13 protein-coding genes and 1 pseudogene are annotated in these 17,957 nt (G+C 65.7%); 8 read left to right on the top strand and 6 right to left on the bottom strand.

Annotation, left to right across the window (positions count from 1 at the left end):
• The first annotated feature begins 109 nt into the window (after positions 1 to 109).
• Positions 110 to 1,528, top strand: a complete 1,419-nt coding sequence (locus HV765_RS01650) for a M20 family metallopeptidase (RefSeq protein ID WP_175168549.1) — start codon at positions 110 to 112, stop codon at positions 1,526 to 1,528.
• A 42-nt stretch (positions 1,529 to 1,570) separates the two neighbouring features.
• Positions 1,571 to 2,551, top strand: a complete 981-nt coding sequence (locus HV765_RS01645) for a Bug family tripartite tricarboxylate transporter substrate binding protein (protein WP_175168548.1) — start codon at positions 1,571 to 1,573, stop codon at positions 2,549 to 2,551.
• A 52-nt stretch (positions 2,552 to 2,603) separates the two neighbouring features.
• On the opposite strand, the gene HV765_RS01640 is transcribed toward HV765_RS01645, so the two are convergent.
• From HV765_RS01640 to HV765_RS01620, 5 genes are all read right to left on the bottom strand, one after another.
• Positions 2,604 to 5,069, bottom strand: coding sequence for a TonB-dependent siderophore receptor (locus tag HV765_RS01640; RefSeq protein WP_054427976.1), 2,466 nt, complete (start codon positions 5,067 to 5,069; stop codon positions 2,604 to 2,606).
• 100 nt (positions 5,070 to 5,169) lie between these two features.
• Positions 5,170 to 6,135: a FecR domain-containing protein gene (locus HV765_RS01635; protein WP_175168547.1), complete on the bottom strand. Its 966-nt coding sequence runs from the start codon at positions 6,133 to 6,135 to the stop codon at positions 5,170 to 5,172.
• A 6-nt stretch (positions 6,136 to 6,141) separates the two neighbouring features.
• Positions 6,142 to 6,669 (bottom strand): sigma-70 family RNA polymerase sigma factor, encoded by a 528-nt coding sequence (locus HV765_RS01630; protein ID WP_054428058.1) that lies wholly within the window; start codon positions 6,667 to 6,669, stop codon positions 6,142 to 6,144.
• 202 nt (positions 6,670 to 6,871) lie between these two features.
• Positions 6,872 to 9,274, bottom strand: coding sequence for a catalase (locus HV765_RS01625; RefSeq protein ID WP_175168546.1), 2,403 nt, complete (start codon positions 9,272 to 9,274; stop codon positions 6,872 to 6,874).
• Between the two features lie 9 nt (positions 9,275 to 9,283).
• A complete protein-coding gene (locus HV765_RS01620) occupies positions 9,284 to 9,898 on the bottom strand; it encodes a ferritin family protein (protein WP_054427979.1) in 615 nt (204 codons plus the stop codon).
• Between the two features lie 261 nt (positions 9,899 to 10,159).
• On the opposite strand from HV765_RS01620, the gene HV765_RS01615 reads away from it, so the two are divergent.
• The 5 genes and pseudogenes from HV765_RS01615 to HV765_RS01595 all read left to right on the top strand — a co-directional run bounded on the left by HV765_RS01615 (position 10,160) and on the right by HV765_RS01595 (position 15,015).
• Complete coding sequence (locus HV765_RS01615; protein WP_082387321.1) at positions 10,160 to 11,770, top strand: PepSY-associated TM helix domain-containing protein; 1,611 nt, start codon at positions 10,160 to 10,162, stop codon at positions 11,768 to 11,770.
• Positions 11,767 to 12,117: a DUF3325 domain-containing protein gene (locus HV765_RS01610; RefSeq protein ID WP_054427981.1), complete on the top strand. Its 351-nt coding sequence runs from the start codon at positions 11,767 to 11,769 to the stop codon at positions 12,115 to 12,117. Before HV765_RS01615 ends, HV765_RS01610 begins: the two co-directional genes overlap by 4 nt.
• A 167-nt stretch (positions 12,118 to 12,284) precedes the next feature.
• Positions 12,285 to 14,015, top strand: a pseudogene (locus tag HV765_RS01605) (ribonucleoside triphosphate reductase); the annotation flags it as partial.
• Positions 14,016 to 14,063: 48 nt separating this feature from the next.
• Positions 14,064 to 14,249: an anaerobic ribonucleoside-triphosphate reductase gene (gene nrdD, locus HV765_RS01600; RefSeq protein ID WP_054427983.1), complete on the top strand. Its 186-nt coding sequence runs from the start codon at positions 14,064 to 14,066 to the stop codon at positions 14,247 to 14,249.
• Positions 14,215 to 15,015 carry an anaerobic ribonucleoside-triphosphate reductase activating protein gene (locus tag HV765_RS01595; protein ID WP_175168545.1) on the top strand — a complete coding sequence of 267 codons (801 nt, stop codon included), beginning with the start codon at positions 14,215 to 14,217 and terminating at the stop codon, positions 15,013 to 15,015. The genes nrdD and HV765_RS01595 overlap by 35 nt, the downstream gene beginning before the upstream one ends.
• A gap of 55 nt (positions 15,016 to 15,070) precedes the next feature.
• On the opposite strand, the gene HV765_RS01590 is transcribed toward HV765_RS01595, so the two are convergent.
• Positions 15,071 to 16,498 carry an aminotransferase-like domain-containing protein gene (locus HV765_RS01590; protein ID WP_175168544.1) on the bottom strand — a complete coding sequence of 476 codons (1,428 nt, stop codon included), beginning with the start codon at positions 16,496 to 16,498 and terminating at the stop codon, positions 15,071 to 15,073.
• A gap of 154 nt (positions 16,499 to 16,652) precedes the next feature.
• Here HV765_RS01590 and HV765_RS01585 point away from each other — a divergent pair, with 154 nt between their 5' ends.
• A complete protein-coding gene (locus HV765_RS01585) occupies positions 16,653 to 17,939 on the top strand; it encodes a hydroxymethylglutaryl-CoA reductase, degradative (RefSeq protein WP_175169455.1) in 1,287 nt (428 codons plus the stop codon).
• The last annotated feature ends 18 nt before the right edge of the window (positions 17,940 to 17,957 follow it).

Raw genomic sequence — 17,957 nt, 5'->3', positions numbered from 1 at the left:
GCCTCCTAAAGACATGCCTAAAAGGCAATGCAAAGATGCTAATTATCTAATTGTGGCATGTCGTGAAGCGTAATAACTTTGTGCATCTTTTGTTATCCAGAGAGCCGCAGTGAATCGCGAACAAGCCGTCCTTCAAGCCGTACAAGCCTATGACAACGGCGCGTTGCTCGCCGCGCTGACGCGACGGGTGGCTTACGCCACGGAAAGCGAAGTGCCCGAACAGGCCCCGGCGCAGCATGCCTATCTGAATGAAGACCTGATCCCGCTTCTGACCGAACTGGGCTTTTCCTGTGAGGTGCATGCCAACCCTGCGGGCGTTGACTTGCCCATCCTGGTGGCGCGCCGCGTTGAGGCCGCCGGCCTGCCGACCATGCTGATGTACGGCCACGGCGACGTCGTGCGCGGCAACGCCGCCAAATGGGAAGCGGGGCGCGACCCGTGGCGCTTGCAAGTCGAAGGCGACCGCTGGTACGGCCGCGGTACGGCCGACAACAAGGGCCAGCACACGATCAACCTGGAAGCCATGCGCCAAGTGATTGCGGCGCGCGACGGCAAGCTGGGCTTTAACACCACGTGGCTGATTGAAACCGGAGAAGAAGCCGGCTCGCCGGGCCTTGCCGCCTTTTGCGAGGCGCAGCGCGACGCCCTGGCCGCCGATGTGTTCATTGCCAGCGACGGCCCGCGCCTGAACGCCGAACGCCCCACCCTGTTCATGGGGTCACGCGGTGCGGTGAATTTTGAATTGAAGCTGCGTGCGCGAGAACGCGGCTATCACTCCGGCAACTGGGGCGGCCTGCTGGCCAACCCGGCCATCATCCTGATGCACGCCATCGGCACCTTGGTGGACGCGAATGGCCGGATCACCGTTCCCGGCTTGCGCCCGCCCCCCATTCCCGGCGCCGTTGCCGGCGCGCTGGCCGACCTGGAAGTGGGCGGCGGCGCGGACGACCCCGAGATCAATGCGTGGTGGGGCGAGCCGGGCCTGTCCGCACCCGAAAAAGTTTTCGGCTGGAACAGCCTGGACGTGCTGACTTTCGGCGCGGGCGACCCCGCCAAACCCGTCAACGCCATTCCGCCCGAAGCCGTGGCCTGGTGCCAACTGCGCTTTGTGGTCGGCACCGACTGGCGCGCGCTGGAAACCCATGTGCGCGAACACCTGCGCCAAGGCGGCTTTGAAGACGTGCAAGTGCGCATCGGCATGCAGGCGGGCGCGACCCGCCTGTCGCCCGACAACGCCTGGGTGCGCTGGGCGGCAACGTCGCTGGAACGCACAACCGGCAAACGGCCCGCGCTGCTGCCGAACTTGGGCGGCTCGCTGCCCAACGATATTTTTGCCGACCAGCTGGGCTTGCCCACCTTGTGGGTGCCGCATTCGTACCCGGCCTGCGCACAGCATGCGCCCAACGAACATTTGCTGGGCAGCGTGGCGCGTGAAGGGCTGGCCATCATGGCCGGCTTGTTCTGGGACTTGGGCGAGCAGGGCTCCACCCTGTGCGCATCCGCCCAGCCTGCCCGCGCTGCCGCCTGAATTGCTTGATCCGATTTCCCCTGACTGACCGAGAGCGTTGCAATGACCGCTAGATTTTGTGCCGCCGTGATGGCGTTCAACCTTGCCGTTGCCGCGTATGCGGGCGATGCGCACGCCGCCTACCCTGAACAGCCGATCAAGATCGTTGTGCCGTTCACCCCGGGCGGCGCGACCGACGCCGTGGCCCGCTTGCTGGCCAACAAGCTGTCGGGCAGCCTGGGGCAATCGGTCATCGTCGAGAACCGCCCGGGAGCGTCTACCGTGATCGGCGCGGATGCCGTCGCGCGCGCCCAGCCTGATGGCTACACGCTGCTGCTGTCGGGCAGCACCACGTACACCGTGCTGCCAGCGCTGAAGGCGTCCCTGCCCTACGACCCGATGCACAGCTACGAACACATCGCCATCGTCGCCATGGCGCCCGTGGTGCTGCTGGCGCAGAACGGCCTGGCGGCCACCACCGTGCAGCAAGCCGCCACGCTGGCCAAACAGCAAAGCGACAAGGGCGGGCTGATGTACGGCACGTTTGGCCCGGGCTCCGCGCCGCACCTGGCGGGTGAAATGTTTGCCGAAGCCGTGGGCGCGAAGATGATGCCGGTGCCTTACAAGGGCAGCGCGCAGCTCATCACCGCGATGATCGGCGGCGAGGTGGCGCTGGGCGTCGACACCGTATCGTCCGCCGCGCCGCAAGTGCGCGCCGGCAAGGTGCGCGCGCTGGCCGTTACGGGCGAGCATCGCGTGCCGCAACTGCCCGACGTGCCGACCTTTGCCGAAGCCGGCATTCCCGAAGTGTCTTTCGTGGGCTGGTACGCGCTGGCGGCACCTGCCCGCACGCCCGCGCCGGTCGTTGACACGCTGAACCGCGCGGTCGAAAAAATCATGCAAGACCCGCAAGTGCGCAAGGCGGTCACCGACCTGGCGCTGGAGCCCGTGTTCCTGCCGGGCCAGGCGTTCCAGGCGCAGATCGCAAAAGAACTGCGCACCTTCGGCGACGTGGCCAAGCGGGCCGACATCAAGCTGGATTGAAGCTAAGTTCGATTCAACCGCCGGGGCGGCGTCCGCCCCGGCGTTTTGCCGATCAATACTTGTAGCTCACGCCCAGCATGGCGGAGAACGGCGCGCCGTAGTAATTGCTGTAGACGTTCGTGCTGGCGTAGTACTTCTTGTCCAGCACGTTGTTCAGGTTCAGCGTGGCCGACCATTGGCGGTTGAACTGGTAGCGCGCCATCAGGTCCACCAGCGCATAGCTGCTTTGCGACGATTCATACATCACCCGGCCCGGCCCGCGCGCGGCATAGCTGCTGCCGCTTTCCCAGCGCACGCCGCCGCCCACGGTCAGCGCGCTCAGGTCGCCCGGCAGCCGGTACGTGGTGTAGAGCTTCACGCCATGGCGCGGCAAACCCACTTGCGTGATGAAGCCTTGGGGCAGGCGGCGGTCCACATACGCGTAGGACAGCTGCATTTGCCAGCCCGGCGTCAGCTCGCCGCTGAGCTCGGCTTCCACGCCGCGCATCTCGGCGCCGTCCGCCGCCACGTAGGCGTTGTCGCCATTGGGCGCCAGCATGTCGCCGTCCAGCATGGCGTAGTTGTCTTGACGCGTGCGGAACAAGGCCAGCGAGCCATTCAAGCGGCCATCCATGAAGGCCGACTTCACCCCGACTTCCACCGTGTTGCCCTTGATGGGCGCCAGCACGCTGCCTGACACGGTCTGCGCCTGTTGCGGCTGGAAGATGCTGGTGTAGCTGGCGTAGACGGACACGTCGCGGCTCAGGTCATAGACCACGCCGGCGTACGGCGTATAGACGCCTTGTTCGCGCATGTCGTCCGGGTAAGACGAGCCGTCGTTATAGGCGTAGGACGCTTGCTGGTCCCACCAGGTGACGCGCGAGCCCAGCACCAGCGACAAGGCATCCGTCGGGCGCAGGCGCAGCGCGCCGTAAATCGACGACTGCTTCTCGGTGTAGTAGCGCTTGCCGGTAGTTTGCCAATCGGGTTCGGGCATGTCGCCGTTCCACTGGCGGATATCGGGAATGGCCGGGTTGTAGCCCGGCGCCGTCCACAAGGGGTACATGTCGTAGTCGCCCCGGGTGCGCGACGCGTTCACGCCCACCACCAGATCGTGCTGACGGCCAAAGGCGTCGAATGCGCCCGTCAAACTCGCGTCCACGGCGTTCTGGGTTTTGGGGATGGGCCACTTGGCCACCCACACGGATGCGCCCTGCCCTGTTTCCGGGTTGGCCCAGCCGTTGCTGCTGAACCAGCCGTAAGTGCGGTCGTTGTCGTCGCTGGTGCGCGACACGGTCAGCGAGCCCTTCCACAGCGGCGCAAATTCATGGTCCAGCGTGGCGAACACGTTGTAGCGCGTGCGTTCCTGGCGGCTCCAGTTGGTGGCCGAATTGAAGCGCTGCGGGAAATCGGTTTCGGTGCCATCGGCGTAGACGCTGGGAAAGCCGAAGTACGAGCACGCCGTGCACTTCTTGCGCTGGTATTCCGCGCCCAGTGTCAGCATGGTGCGTTCGGCCAGATCCGCTTCGACCACCCCGTACAGCATTTGCGAGTCTTGCTTCACGCGGTCGATGAACGAACCGCCTTCCTGCCACGCGCCGACCAGCCGGCCGCGCAACTTGCCCGACTCGTCCAGCGGGCTGCCCAGATCGAACTCGGTGCGTTTGTAGTCCCAAGAGCCCACGGCAACGCCCACACCGGCCTCGAATTCTCGCGTGGGCCGCTTGCGCACCAGGTTGATCGACGCCGCCGGATTGCCCGCGCCGCTTAGCAGGCCGGTCGAGCCGCGCACGACTTCAATGCGGTCATACAGCGCGGTGTCCAGGCCCAGAGCATTGAAGTCCTTATGGGTAGGCACGCCGTCCACCTGCATGTTGGTGACTTCCATGCCGCGCGCGTACAAGCCCTTTTCGTTGTCGTCGGCCGAGCCTTTCTTCTTGAACGTCAGACCAGGCGTGTTGGCGATAACGTCTTCCAGCGTATTCAGCCCTTGGTCCGTAATGCGCTGTCGCGTCATCACCGATACCGATTGCGGCGTCTCGCGCAGCGTCATCGGCAGCTTGGTGGCCGTGGTCGACAAGCCCACCGTATACGAGTCCGTGCCTTCGCTGGGGCCGGGTTCGCGCGAGCCCAGCACTTCAACCGGCGCCAGCGTCTGCGCGCCCGCAACGCGCAAGCCGTAGTTGTTGCCGCCCTGGCTGACGGCTTCCAGGCCCGTGCCAGACAGCATCGCCGCCAGACCCGAGGCCACGCCGTAATCACCTTGCAGGCCGGGGCTTTGCTTGCCCTGCGTGAGTTGCGCGTCAAACGACAGCACCACGCCGGCCTGCGCCGCAAAGCGGCTAAGCGCCAGGCCCAGCGGGCCGGCCGGCACTTCAAAGCGACGCGCGGCGTCTGCCGCGGGCGCGGGTTGCGCGGGTTGCGCGGGTTGCGCAAGCGCCTGCGGCGCGGCGGACAGCGCCATCAGCGCAACGAACACGGCGCGCGCAATCGGCGCCAACGCGCCCGGAGGGCAATGGGAGTGTGGGGTGAAAGGCATAAGTGCTCAGGTTTTCCGTGAATCAAATCCGACGTATTCCCTGCTAAGTCGGACGAGATCGGAAAAAGGACAATGCCTGAAGAAAAAAAATGAAAATCAATTAGCCACCGCGCGCCACGACCCGCGTGTAGTAGCGGGTGAAGCGCGATACGCGCACCGGCAGCGCGCGTTCGACGGCGGCCAGGGCATGGTCGGTGTCATCAATGGGAAAGGCGCCCGACACGCGCAGCGCTGCGACCGCGGCATCACAGCTCAAACGGCCGGGGCGGTAGCGGTCAAGATGACTGATGAAGTCGTCCAGGCGCCAGTTGTCGACGATGAGCAGGCCGCGCGTCCAGGCGTCGGGTTCGCCGGTGATGGCGCCCGCAAAGTGGGCACCTGCCGGTTCCAGCAGGCCTTGTTCGCCCGCGTTCAACGTCAGCGGCGCGCCGCCTGCGGCGGGTTCCAGCACCACGGCGTGTCGCAGCACCGCAACGTGCGTCGCGGCGTCCTGGCGGTTGACGGTGAAGCGGGTGCCCAACGGGCGTACCGTGCCGTGCAACGTAGTCACCCGCAGCGGCGGCAAGCCGCGCGCGGCGTGTTCGGTATCGATCAAAATTTCGCCCGCGTGAACGGTAATGTGCCGGCCGCGCGCGTCGATGGCCACGTCCACCGCGCTGGCGCTGTCCAGCCACAACTGCGTGCCATCGGCCAGCAACAGTTCGCGGCGCTCGCCTGCGCCCATGCGGTAGTCGGCCAAGTAGTTGGCCCATAGCCGCTCGACGGGCATCGTGCGCCACGCCAGCACGCCGCCCGCGCCCAGCAGCGCCACCGCGCCCAAGCCCTTGCGCAATGCCGCGCGGCGGTGGGCAAAATGGCGGTCAGCGCGGCTTAGGGTATCGGCCGCCAGCCGCGCAGGCGCCGCGCCCAGCGTGCCGCGCAGATGCTCAACCTGGCGCCAGACGCGCGCGTGTTCGGGGTCGGCGGCCAGCCAACGGCGGTGCGCCGCCACATCGGCCGCGCTGACGTCGTCTGCGCACAGGCGCGCATACCATTGCGCGGCGGCGGAGATTGCCGGGTTCGCCATAGCCGCCTAGTGCCTTTCCAACGCGTAGACGAGGCAGTGCTCCGTCGCGCGCGCCATGTATTTTTTAACGGAGCTGACCGTCACGCCTAGTTGGGCGGCGATGTCGGCATAGCTTGCCCCTTCCAACTGAGACATCAGGAACGCGCGCCGCACCTTGTCGCCCAGCCCATGCAGCATGGCGTCTATTTCGCGGATGGTTTCCAGCAGAATGGCCTGCGTCTCGGGCGACATGGCGGTGGCTTCAGGCTGCTGGGCCAGCGTTTCCAGCCACGCGCGCTCAAGCACCTGACGGCGGATGTGATCCACCAGCGTGCGTTGCGCCACCGTCGCCAGAAAACTGCGCGGCTGGCGCACGCCTTGCAGCTGCGCCAGCGACGCAGGCGATGCCAGCAGGCGCAGAAACGTGTCTTGCGCCAAGTCAGCCGCTTCGGCCGGCACGCTCAGGCGACGCAGCAGCCAGCCGCGCAGCCAGCCATGATGGTCGCGATAGAGCAAACCGAGCTCCCGGTGCTCCAGGGATTCCGATGACGACATGGACGTAGCGCGACCGCTTTCTGAATTTTGGAAATGGGAATTGTAATCATTATTGATGATGACGGGCAATGGAGAATCACCTCCGCCCGCCATCTCCCTTTCCCGCCCGTACGCCTGGCGTACCGACTCATAACGGGCGTTTGCCGTGGCAGCCGATACCGCGGGTGCCGTGGCGCCCGCCACGGCACGCCGGCGTTGCGCCCTATACCGCGGGCGGCGTCGTCTCGCGTTCAGGATGCCGGTGCTTGGCCAGCGCCTCGATGAACGCCGCCGCGCTCTTTGCCGGCGCGCCGCCTCCCATCAACAGGCCGCCATCGCCTTCGTCCGGGGCAATGCCTGCCGCCCCGAACACCTGCGCACCCTGCCCCAGGCCCAACAAGGTCTTGCCATGGCGGAAGGCATCGCGCAGGAACTCCAGCGCACGGCCGTCGGCCTGCAAACGCTTCGCTGCCGCGTCGCCCCCCGGCACCACCGCGCCGTCGAACAGGCCCGACGGGTGATTGTCCAGCGAAGCATCGGCGTCCAGCGCGCTGCCGTCTTCGGCTTGCAGCGGCCCGATACGCTGACCCACCAGACGCACCACCACGCCCGCCTTGATCAGCGTTTGCGCCACGGCCGACACCGCCTGCCCATCCACGCCTTCGGCCACCAGGATGGCGACCTTGCGCGTGGCCACGCCGCCGTCCCCCGGCCTGGCCGTCAGCGATAACGTCGGGGACGTTTCCACTTCGGGCTTGGGCGGCTTTGGCATCGCACGGGGCAAGGGCTCGGGCAAAGGCATGCCCAACTGGTCGGCCACGGCCTGCGCCAAGTCGTCCGACACGTTGCGCAGCGACGCCACCATGCGCTGCCGGATGGCCGGCACCGTCAGCTTGCTCAATTCAAAAGCAAACGCGTTGATGATGTGGCGCTGTTCCCAGTCCGTCTGGCTGTTGAAGAACAGCGTGGCCTGGTTGTAATGCTCGGCGAATTTCTCGGGATGGCCGCGCAGCTCGTCGCCGGTTTCAGGTTCGGGGAACGAGACAAAGCCGTCCATGCCCGCCTGGAACGGGCAGCCGCCCCCCAGCGAATTGGGCTCATATGACACGCGGCCACGGTGGATGGCCTGGCGATGCATGCCGTCGCGCTGGTTGTTGTGCACCGGCGCCAGCGGCGCGTTGATGGGAATCTCGTGAAAATTCGGGCCGCCCAGCCGCGAAATCTGCGTGTCCACATACGAATGGATGCGCCCGGCCAGCAGCGGGTCGTTCGTGAAGTCCAGGCCCGGCACGACGTGCGCGGTACAGAACGCCACCTGCTCGGTCTCGGCGAAGAAATTGTCGGGGTTGCGGTCCAGCACCATGCGGCCGATGGGCCGCACCGGCACCAGCTCTTCAGGCACGATCTTGGTGGCGTCCAGCACGTCGAAGCTGAATTTCGCCGCCTCTTCCTCGGTGAAGACCTGCACGCCCAGCTCCCATTCGGGGCCGTTGCCGCCGTCGATGGCTTCCCAGAGGTCGCGGCGGTGGAAGTCGGGGTCGGCCCCCGACACCTTGACGGCCTCGTCCCACACTTGCGAATGCGTGCCCAGCACCGGGTTCCAATGGAACTTCACCAGCCGCGATTCGCCCTGCGCGTTGACGAAGCGGAAGGTATGGACCCCAAAGCCCTGCATCATGCGGTAGCTGCGCGGAATGCCGCGATCAGACATCACCCACATCAGCATGTGCGTGGATTCCGGCATCAGCGACACGAAGTCCCAGAACGTATCGTGCGCCGACGCCGCCTGCGGCATGCCATGGTGCGGCTCGGCCTTCACCGCGTGCACCAGGTCGGGAAACTTCATCGCGTCCTGGATGAAGAAGACGGGGATGTTGTTGCCCACCAGATCCCAGTTGCCCTCGTCGGTGTAGAACTTCACGGCAAAGCCGCGCACGTCGCGCGCCGTGTCCTTCGACCCGCGTTCGCCTGCCACCGTTGAGAAGCGGACGAAAACCGGCGTGCGCTTGCCCTTCTCGGCAAAGAGCGAGGCGGCGGTCAGGTCGGTCAGCGGTTCGTAGCATTCGAAATAGCCATGCGCGGCAGAACCCCGCGCGTGCACGATGCGCTCGGGAATGCGCTCGTGGTCGAAGTGCGTAATCTTTTCCCGCAGGATGAAATCTTTCAGCAGCGCCGGCCCGCGCAACCCCGCCTTGAGCGAGTGCTGGTTATCGCTGATGGGTACGCCCTGGTTGGTGGTCAGCCGTTGGTCGCTGGCGTCCGACCGCACGCGCGACAAGCGGCCGTCTACGGCGTTGACGCCGGGCGCCGCCGCATCAACGGTTTTGCCGGACGCCTCGCTTTCCGACAAGGAACTGGCGCCCACGGAAGCGTCAGCAGCCGGCACGTGCGTACCGGTGTAGGGGCAACGCGCGGCCTCGTCGCCGTATTCGGCGGCCTTGTTGGCGTTGTGCGGGATGGCGCCTGCGGTGGCGCCCACGGCGGCCGCGCGTTTCAACGCGGGGTGGCTGGGCTTGCCAGCCGGGCCGGCAGCGGGGCCGCTGTCGCTATTCATATAGGCGGTATCCAGCGCGCCAGCTGCGCCTTTGCCTGCCGCGCCTTTGTTCTCGGGTTTCTTGCTTGCCATGGAGATCTCCTAGTGGTTCAACATTTTTTCGCGCGATTGCTCGGCTCGCGATGCACCGATGGCGCTCTCCACCTGCTTCACCTCTTCGGGCGGTGGCAGCACGGCGGGCAGGCCCAGCGACTCAATCCATAGTTCACGCGACCAGCCCTGCGTGTGATACAGGTGGTGGTCTTCATCGACGGCAACGGCGTCATAGGCCTGCTTCAAAATCTTGGCTTCACGGCCCGTTTGCTGATCGGCAATCAGCCCGATCAGCGCCCAGTTGGCGTGGTCCTTGGTTTCGGCCAGCACCACGCATTCGGTCGCGACCAGCTGCGCGGCGTCGGCGTCGCCTGCGTGAATCGCCATCTTCATGGCCTTGACCAGCGAATCGCCCAGGTGACGCACCACGTCCCTGCCCGGCGACGCCGCCGCGGGGTCAAGTCCCAGTTGTTCAAATACGGTCAAAAGCACACGGTGGTGCGTGCGCGTTTCTTCCAGGTATTCCTTCCACTCTTGCTTCAAGTCCGCGTTGACCGCACAGGACAACGCGGTTTCGTAGATCGACAGGCCACCGATCTCGGTCTCGATCGCCTGATAGAGCAGTTCGTGGATCTGCTTGGATTTTCCGGCTTTGGATTTCATGGGGGCTCCTCGTTCTATCGCGTGCTCCACTGCCGCCGCGCTGCGTGGGCAGCCGCTCGGTAGAACCCGCCACCCCAGCAATCGCCATGCCCAGCCGCGCCACGGGCCGCCGGATTTACGCCGCACGACGATGCTTAGCATCGCAACGCTGACCCCATTTCGACTAGAATCGGAACCATTCTCAATAAAAACTCAACGCTGACCGGCTCGCGGCGGCGCCAACAAAAGAGGCCTTTTCTGAAATCCGGTTTCCGCCTATCCATGGCCTGGTTGCACACCTGGGCCGGCCTGTGGTTTTCCTGGCTGCTGTACACGGTGTTCCTCACGGGGTCGCTGGCGATCTTCGCTGAACCCATCACCCACTGGATGACGCCCGAGCACCACGCGGCCGAAGCCTTGGCCGCGCAACAGGAAAGCGCGCCCGTGGACCGCGCGCGCCGCCTGGACCTTGCCGTCGATTACATGCAGCGCCACCACGCGGGCGCCGGCATGTGGGAGGTCTGGCCCGTCAATCGTGGGCACGACAACGGCTTGTCGGTGTATTGGTTCGACAAAAACGGCATGTACGCCGACGCCGAGCTGGACCCGGTCACGGGCGCGGAGCTTGACGATCATCACGACGACGAAGCCCGCGCCACGATGGGCGGCACGCACTTCGTGAACTTCCACTACATGCTGCACGAAAGCCGCTATGGCTTGTGGATCGTGGCGTTCGCCACGATGGCGATGCTGGTGGCGCTGATCTCGGGCATCGTCACCCACAAGCGCATCTTCAAGGACTTCTTCACCTTTCGCGCGAAGAAGGGCCAGCGGTCTTGGCTGGACGCGCACAATGCGGTGGCCGTGTTGACGCTGCCCTTTCAGTTCATGATTGCGTACACCGGCATCGTGATCTCCAGCGCCCAGCTGATGCCCGCCCCTGTGGTGGCGAACTACGGCGGCGGCATGGAGGCCACCCGCCTGTACCTGGCCGAAATGCAGGGAGAGGAAAAGCCCGCCCGCACCGGCCAGCCGCTGGCGGTGCCTGCGCTGGAACCCCTCGTGGCCCAGGCCGAAAAAATGATCGGCCAAACCGCGCGCGCCATCGTCATCAACAACCCCGAAGACGCCGCCATGCGCATCGCCGTCTATGGCTGGAACGAAGACCAAGACACCTTTCACAACATCAGCGCCACAACTGGCATGGCCGAATTTTCGGCCGCCACGGGCGAGCTGATTCGCATGCGCCCGCCGGGCGGCGTCAATGGCGGCGCAGCCACCTTGACGCGCCAGGTGATGGGCGACCTGCACATGGCGCAGTTCGGCGGCTTCGGCGTCAAGTGGCTGTACTTCCTGTGCGGGCTGGCGGGCGCGGCGATGATGGGCACGGGCGCGGTGCTGTTCATGGTGAAGCGGCGCGCCAAGCTGGGCCATGAATTCGGCGCAGCCACGGCGCGCATGTACCGCTTGTTTGAAGGCTTGAACGTGGCGGGGCTGGCCGGTCTGGCGGTGGCCTGCATCGGTTTCTTCTGGGCCAACCGGCTGCTGCCGGTAGCGTTGGAAAACCGCGCGCTCTGGGAATTGCGTTGCTTCTTTGGCTTGTGGGCGTTGATGCTGGCGCACGCCTGGCTGTGCCGCCCGCGCGTGGCCTGGATCACGCAACTGGGCCTGTTGGCCGCGCTGTGTCTGCTGCTGCCGGTGCTGTCCTTGGTGACGCTGGGCGATCACCCCTTTGCGCAGATCGCGCGTGGCGATTGGGAAAGCGCGGGCGTCGAATTGACCGCTGTCGCCTTTGGCGTACTATCCGCCTGGGCGGCGATCCGTTTGTGGAAGAAGCCTCAGTCCGCGCCCGCCCAGCGCACCCCCCGCGCGAACCAAGAGGCAGCGGCATGACCATGAACGACGTATTCGCCATTGTGATGGCATTGCTGCTGACCTACTCCGGCATGGCCTGCCTGAGCCTGGCCATGCCGCGCCATTACGACCAGGTCTGGGGCCGCGACCCCTCCGCCGGCCACACGCGCGTGCTGCGCGGGGCCGGCGTGCTGCTGCTGGCGCTGGCGCTTCTGCCTTGCGTGGGCCTGTGGGGCAACACGGTAGGCGTTGTGGCGTGGCTGGGATGGCTGTCGGCTGGCGCGCTGATGTGGGTGGGCATGTTGTCGTGGGCGCCCCGCCCCGCCGCCGGCACCGCTGCCTTGGCGGTAGCGATCTCGCTGGCCGGCGTCACCATCGGATTCTGATCGGGCGGGGCGACGCGCCCTGAACCCGGTTTTGCGCAGGCCGGCTCAGCCGGTTTGACCCGCATCAAACTCGGCTGATATCGCGTGCCACCGGCACGCTAACAGCACCATATGTGGTGGTAGAGTTTTCACACCCCACAACATATGGTGTCGACATGTCTATCCCACACATCCTCAACCGCTCACTGCCCCACACACTGGTGGACGTGGAAAGCGCCATGGAGGAATACCTGGACCAGCGCGACTGGCGCGTCAACGCCAACGCGAATCAGGGCTACAGCCTGGGCGGCCTGATCCTGAACGTGGCGGGCAAAGTCACTGCGAACTACTGGCTGTCGAACGTCTTCACGCCCGAAGCGGGCCAGGCGCACCGCGACGGCGACATCCACATCCATGACCTGGACATGCTCAGCGGCTACTGCGCCGGCTGGTCGTTGCGCCAACTGCTCACCGAAGGCTTCAACGGCATTCCCGGCAAGGTGGAATCCACGCCGCCCAAACACATGTCGTCGGCCATTGGCCAGATCGTCAACTTCCTGGGCACGCTGCAAAACGAATGGGCGGGCGCGCAAGCCTTCAGCTCGTTCGACACCTACATGGCGCCCTTCATCCGCCGCGACGCCATGACGTACGCGGACGTGAAGCAGGCCATGCAGGAACTGATCTTCAACCTGAACGTGCCCAGCCGCTGGGGCACGCAAACGCCCTTCACCAACCTGACGTTCGACTGGACCTGCCCGGCTGACTTGAAGGAACAGGTGCCTTATGTGGGCGGCGAAGAAATGCCGTTTGCCTACGGCGACCTGCAAGCCGAAATGGACATGATCAACCGGGCCTACATTGAAGTGATGATGGCCGGCGACGCCAAAGGGCGTGTGTTCACCTTCCCCATTCCCACCTACAACATCACGCCGGATTTCAATTGGGACCATCCCAACACCGACCGCCTGTTCGAGATGACGGCGCGCTACGGCCTGCCCTACTTTCAGAACTTCCTGAATTCGGATCTGGAACCGCACATGGTGCGTTCCATGTGCTGCCGCCTGCAACTGGACCTGCGCGAACTGCTCAAGCGCGGCAACGGGCTGTTCGGGTCGGCCGAGCAGACCGGGTCGGTCGGTGTGGTCACGGTGAACTGCGCGCGGCTGGGCTACACGTGCCAAGGGGATGAAGCCCGGCTGATGGCGCGTCTTGACACGCTGTTGGGGCTGGGCCGCGACGTGCTCGAAACCAAACGCCAGGTGGTGCAGCGCTACATCGACCAGGGCCTCTACCCCTACACGCGCCGCTATCTGGGCACGCTGCGCAATCACTTCAGCACGCTGGGCGTGAACGGCATCAACGAGATGATCCGCAACTTCACCCACGATGCCGACGACGTCACCACGCCCGCCGGCCATGCGCTGGCCGTGCGGCTGCTGGACCGCGTGCGCGACCGCATGACGGAATTCCAGGAGCAGACGGGCCACCTCTACAACCTGGAAGCCACGCCCGCCGAAGGCACCACGTACCGTTTCGCGCGCGAAGACCGAAAGCGCTTTCCCGGCATTCTGCAAGCGGGCAGCGACGCGCAGCCCTACTACACGAATTCCAGCCAGTTGCCGGTGGGCCATACCGACGACCCCTTCCATGCGCTGGCATTGCAGGAAACGCTGCAAAGCAAATACACGGGCGGCACCGTGCTGCATCTGTACATGAACGAAGCCGTGTCATCAGCCGACGCGTGCAAGCAGCTGGTGCGGCGCGCCCTGACGAACTTCCGGCTGCCCTACATCACGGTCACGCCCACGTTTTCGATCTGCCCGAACCACGGCTATCTGGCCGGGCACCACGAGTTCTGCCCCAAATGCGACGCCGAACTTTTGGCCAAGCAAACCGCGTGCTGCGCCACGGCCTAGCGCGCGCCCACCGCCGGGCACAAGCCCGGCCTTTTCAGGAGCCACTCCATGCAAACCTTGACGGACCCCGTCGCGGCCATCGCCGCCCCCGCCCCGCAACTAGACGACAGCCAGCGCGTGCGCTGCGAAGTCTGGACCCGCGTGATGGGTTACCACCGCCCCGTTTCTTCCTTCAACACCGGTAAACAAGGCGAATTCAATGAACGCCGCTTCTTCGTCGAGCAGCGCGCCTGAGGGCGCACCCCTGCACGCAAATGCTGAAGCCGGGACGCGCAGGCTGGCCGCAAGGCCGGCCTGCGCCGCGCCGCCCCAGCCTGTTGCCCAGCCCCTGCCCCGGCATTCGCCGGCCATCGGCGGGCTGGTTCCTTTTTCCACGGTGGACTGGCCCGGCCAGTTAGCCGCCGTCGTCTTCATCTCTGGCTGCCCGTGGCGATGCCACTACTGCCACAACACCGAACTGCAAACGCGCACCGCCCGCTACGACTGGCGCGAGACCCGGGCCTTTCTGGAGACACGGCGCGGCTTGCTGGATGCCGTGGTGTTCTCGGGCGGTGAGCCGCTGAGCGAGCCGCGCCTGCCGTCACTGATCCGTGATGTGCGGCGCATGGGCTATCGGGTCGGGCTGCACACGGCGGGCATTTATCCGCTGCGGCTGGCCGACGTGCTGCGCCATCTGGATTGGGTGGGGCTGGACATCAAGGCCGATGCAGAAGGCTATGACGACATCACGGGGCGCCGGGATTCCCAACGCCCCGCGCTCGCCTGCCTGACGCAGCTGCTGTCGGCCGGTACGGATTTCGAATGCCGCATCACCTGGCATCCAGACTGGTTGAGCGAAACGCGGCTGCTGGGCTTGGCCCGCGAACTCGCGCGCCGTGGCGTCAAGCGCTTTGCCGTGCAAGGCGCGCGCAGCTCACCCGGCACGCCGCCAGGCCGCGCGCTTGGCACCCAGGCGCAAGCGCAGATGGCGCAGTGGTTCAAGGAGTTTGCGTATCGCTAGCGCGCCCTGATGGTTACTTCAACGCCGCTTCACTGTGCCGCTTCAATGTGCCGCTTCATCGCCGTGCCAGGGCCGCTTCCAGCGTCTCCTTGAAACGCGGCGACCCGATCGCCCCCACGTTGCAGCGCGACCAGGGCGACACGGCGGTCGGGTCCACGCTGAACACGCGGCCCGGCGCCATGATGACCTTCTTCGGCATCAGGTCGGCTGCCAGCGTCAGCGAATCGGGTACGCCCGGAAACGCCGTCCACAGGTACATCGAACTGGTCGGCCGCGCGAACACCTCGGCGCCCAGCGCGTCCAGCACCTGCAAGGCGTGGCCCGTGGCGGATTCCAGGCGTTGGCGCAGCCGCGCCAGATGACGCTCGTAATGGCCGTCGCGCAGCATCACGTCCACCATGCGTTCGCAATATTCCGAACTGCTGACGTGCACCAACGCCTTCAAGTCGGCCAGGTCACTGGCCAACGCGGCGTTGCACGCAATAAACCCCACGCGCAGCGCCGCTGAAAACGATTTTGAAAAACTGCCGATATAGATCGTGCGTTCCAACTGGTCCAACGCCGACAGCCGCACGGCAGACGTCGGTTTGAAATCCGCCAGCGCATCGTTTTCCACGATCATCAGGTTGTAGCGCTCGGACAGCTGCAAGACCTTGTACGCCTTCGCCAGCGAGATATCCGACCCCGTCGGGTTGTGCGCCAACGACTGCGTGAAAAACAAGCGCGGTTTCTCGCGCTGCAACAAGGCTTCCAGCGCGGCTACGTCAGGGCCATCCGATAAGCGCGGCACGCCCAGCATGCGCACGCCCGCCAGCTTCAGCTTGCCAAACAGCGGGTAGTAGCCGGGGTTGTCGACCAGCACGGTTGCGCCCGGCGGCACGAAATAGCGAATCACCAAGTCCATGGCTTCGTTCGCGCCATGCGTCAGCACCAGCTGGCGCGGCGCCACGTTCACGCCCACATCGCCCAGCTTGCGCACCAGGCTTTCGCGCAACGGCGCGTAGCCAAAACGGCTGCCATAGCGGAACAAGGCGCCCAGCCCAGTACGCACCACCTTCTGGTGATAGCGGTCCATGCGCATGTCGGCCAGCCATTCCACGGGCGGAAAGCCATCGCCCGCCTGCACGGCGTCGGGCTGCGTCTTGAGCTGTTCGCGCATCAGCCAGACGATGTCCATGGCGCGGCTCAGTTGGCCGGGCTCTTCGTCGGCCGCCTTGCGCGCAAAGTCGCCGTCCAGCACGAAGAAGCCGGAACCCCGGCGGGGTTCCACCAGCCCGCGCGCCACCAGCATTTCAAACGCCACCACCACCGTGTTCTTGGCGTAGCGATGCAACTGGGACAGTTCGCGCAATGAAGGCAGCTTGTCGCCCGGCCGGTAAACGCCGTCGGCGATTTGCTGGCCGATCAGCTTGGCCAGGCTTTCCGCGATGGGCGCCGCACGCGGCCGCGGGCCTGAATTGCCGGAGTGTTTAAGGTCGTCCATGCCGAGTGTTCTGCGTGATGGGCCGTCTTCGCGCATGACGGCCAGGGCGTAAAAATTGGTGCAGTGCGATGGTACTGTTTGCCAAAACTGTACCTCTCAATGGCGGTACAGTTTACCTAGAATCTGGCCACACATTCTTATACGGAGACCTGCCATCGTGGCCGATTCACGCCTGCCCAATTTCCGCGCGCTGACCCCTGCGCAACGCCTGGCCGCCATTGCTGACGCCGCCTCGCTCACCCCCGAAGAACGGCAACTGCTGGCCCAGCCCGGCGCGCTGGGCCTGGACCGCGCCGACGGCATGATCGAAAACGTCATCGGCGCATTCGAGCTGCCGCTGGGCGTGGCCGGCAACTTCCAGGTCAATGGCCGCGATGTGCTGGTGCCGATGGCAGTGGAAGAACCGTCGGTCGTGGCGGCGGCGTCGTACATGGCCAAGCTGGCGCGCGAATGCGGCGGCTTCGAAACGTCCAGCACCCGGCCGCTGATGCGCGCCCAGGTGCAAGTGCTGGGGCTGACCGACCCGCAAGGCGCACGGCTGGCGCTGCTGCGCGAACGCGAGCGCATCGTGACGCTGGCCAACAGCCGCGACAAAGTGCTGATTGAACTGGGCGGTGGCTGCCAGGACATCGAGGTCCACGTGTTCCCCGACACGCCGCGCGGCCCGATGATCGTGATGCACCTGATCGTGGACGTGCGCGACGCCATGGGCGCCAACACCGTCAACACCATGGCCGAGGCCGTGGCGCCGCTGGTCGAAACCATTACGGGCGGCTCGGTGCGCCTGCGCATCCTGTCCAACCTGGCCGACCTGCGGCTGGCGCGCGCCCGCGTGCGCCTGACCCCGCAAGTGCTGGACACCAAGGAGCGCAGCGGCGCCGAGATCATCGAAGGCGTGCTGGACGCCTACACCTTCGCCGCCGTCGACCCCTACCGCGCCGCGACGCACAACAAAGGCATCATGAACGGCATCGACCCGGTCATCGTCGCCACCGGCAATGACTGGCGCGCGGTGGAAGCCGGCGCGCACGCCTACGCCGCCCGCTCGGGCCGCTACACGTCGCTGACGCAATGGGAAAAGGACACGTCGGGCGCGCTGGTTGGCACCATCGAAATGCCCATGCCCGTGGGCCTGGTGGGCGGCGCCACCAAAACGCATCCGCTGGCGCGCGTGGCCTTGAAGATCATGGACGTGCGTTCCGCCCAAGAGCTGGGCGAAGTGGCGGTGGCGGTCGGCTTGGCGCAGAATCTGGGCGCGCTGCGCGCCCTGGCCACCGAAGGCATCCAACGCGGCCACATGGCGCTGCACGCCCGCAACATTGCGCTGGTGGCAGGCGCCGTGGGCGCCGAGATTGATGCCGTCGCCAAACGCATGGCCGAAGAAAAGGACGTGCGCACCGACCGCGCGCTGGCCTTGCTGGAGGAATTGCGCAAGCGATAACGCCCGGCCAGCACAGGC

Source organism: Achromobacter kerstersii (assembly GCF_902859595.1).
In the GTDB taxonomy this organism is placed as follows: Bacteria; Pseudomonadota; Gammaproteobacteria; order Burkholderiales; family Burkholderiaceae_B; genus Achromobacter; species Achromobacter kerstersii.
Note: the sequence above shows the minus strand (reverse complement) of the source record. Positions and strands in the feature narration are given on the sequence as shown.

Excerpts from the sequence above, each read along its gene's own strand:
- HV765_RS01645 (WP_175168548.1), top strand. The coding sequence starts at position 1,571 with ATGACCGCTAGATTTTGTGCCGCCGTGATGGCGTTCAACCTTGCCGTT.
- HV765_RS01640 (WP_054427976.1), bottom strand. The coding sequence starts at position 5,069 with ATGCCTTTCACCCCACACTCCCATTGCCCTCCGGGCGCGTTGGCGCCG.
- HV765_RS01635 (WP_175168547.1), bottom strand. The coding sequence starts at position 6,135 with ATGGCGAACCCGGCAATCTCCGCCGCCGCGCAATGGTATGCGCGCCTG.
- HV765_RS01630 (WP_054428058.1), bottom strand. The coding sequence starts at position 6,669 with ATGTCGTCATCGGAATCCCTGGAGCACCGGGAGCTCGGTTTGCTCTAT.
- HV765_RS01625 (WP_175168546.1), bottom strand. The coding sequence starts at position 9,274 with ATGGCAAGCAAGAAACCCGAGAACAAAGGCGCGGCAGGCAAAGGCGCA.
- HV765_RS01620 (WP_054427979.1), bottom strand. The coding sequence starts at position 9,898 with ATGAAATCCAAAGCCGGAAAATCCAAGCAGATCCACGAACTGCTCTAT.
- HV765_RS01615 (WP_082387321.1), top strand. The coding sequence starts at position 10,160 with ATGGCCTGGTTGCACACCTGGGCCGGCCTGTGGTTTTCCTGGCTGCTG.
- HV765_RS01610 (WP_054427981.1), top strand. The coding sequence starts at position 11,767 with ATGACCATGAACGACGTATTCGCCATTGTGATGGCATTGCTGCTGACC.
- nrdD (WP_054427983.1), top strand. The coding sequence starts at position 14,064 with ATGCAAACCTTGACGGACCCCGTCGCGGCCATCGCCGCCCCCGCCCCG.
- HV765_RS01595 (WP_175168545.1), top strand. The coding sequence starts at position 14,215 with ATGAACGCCGCTTCTTCGTCGAGCAGCGCGCCTGAGGGCGCACCCCTG.
- HV765_RS01590 (WP_175168544.1), bottom strand. The coding sequence starts at position 16,498 with ATGGACGACCTTAAACACTCCGGCAATTCAGGCCCGCGGCCGCGTGCG.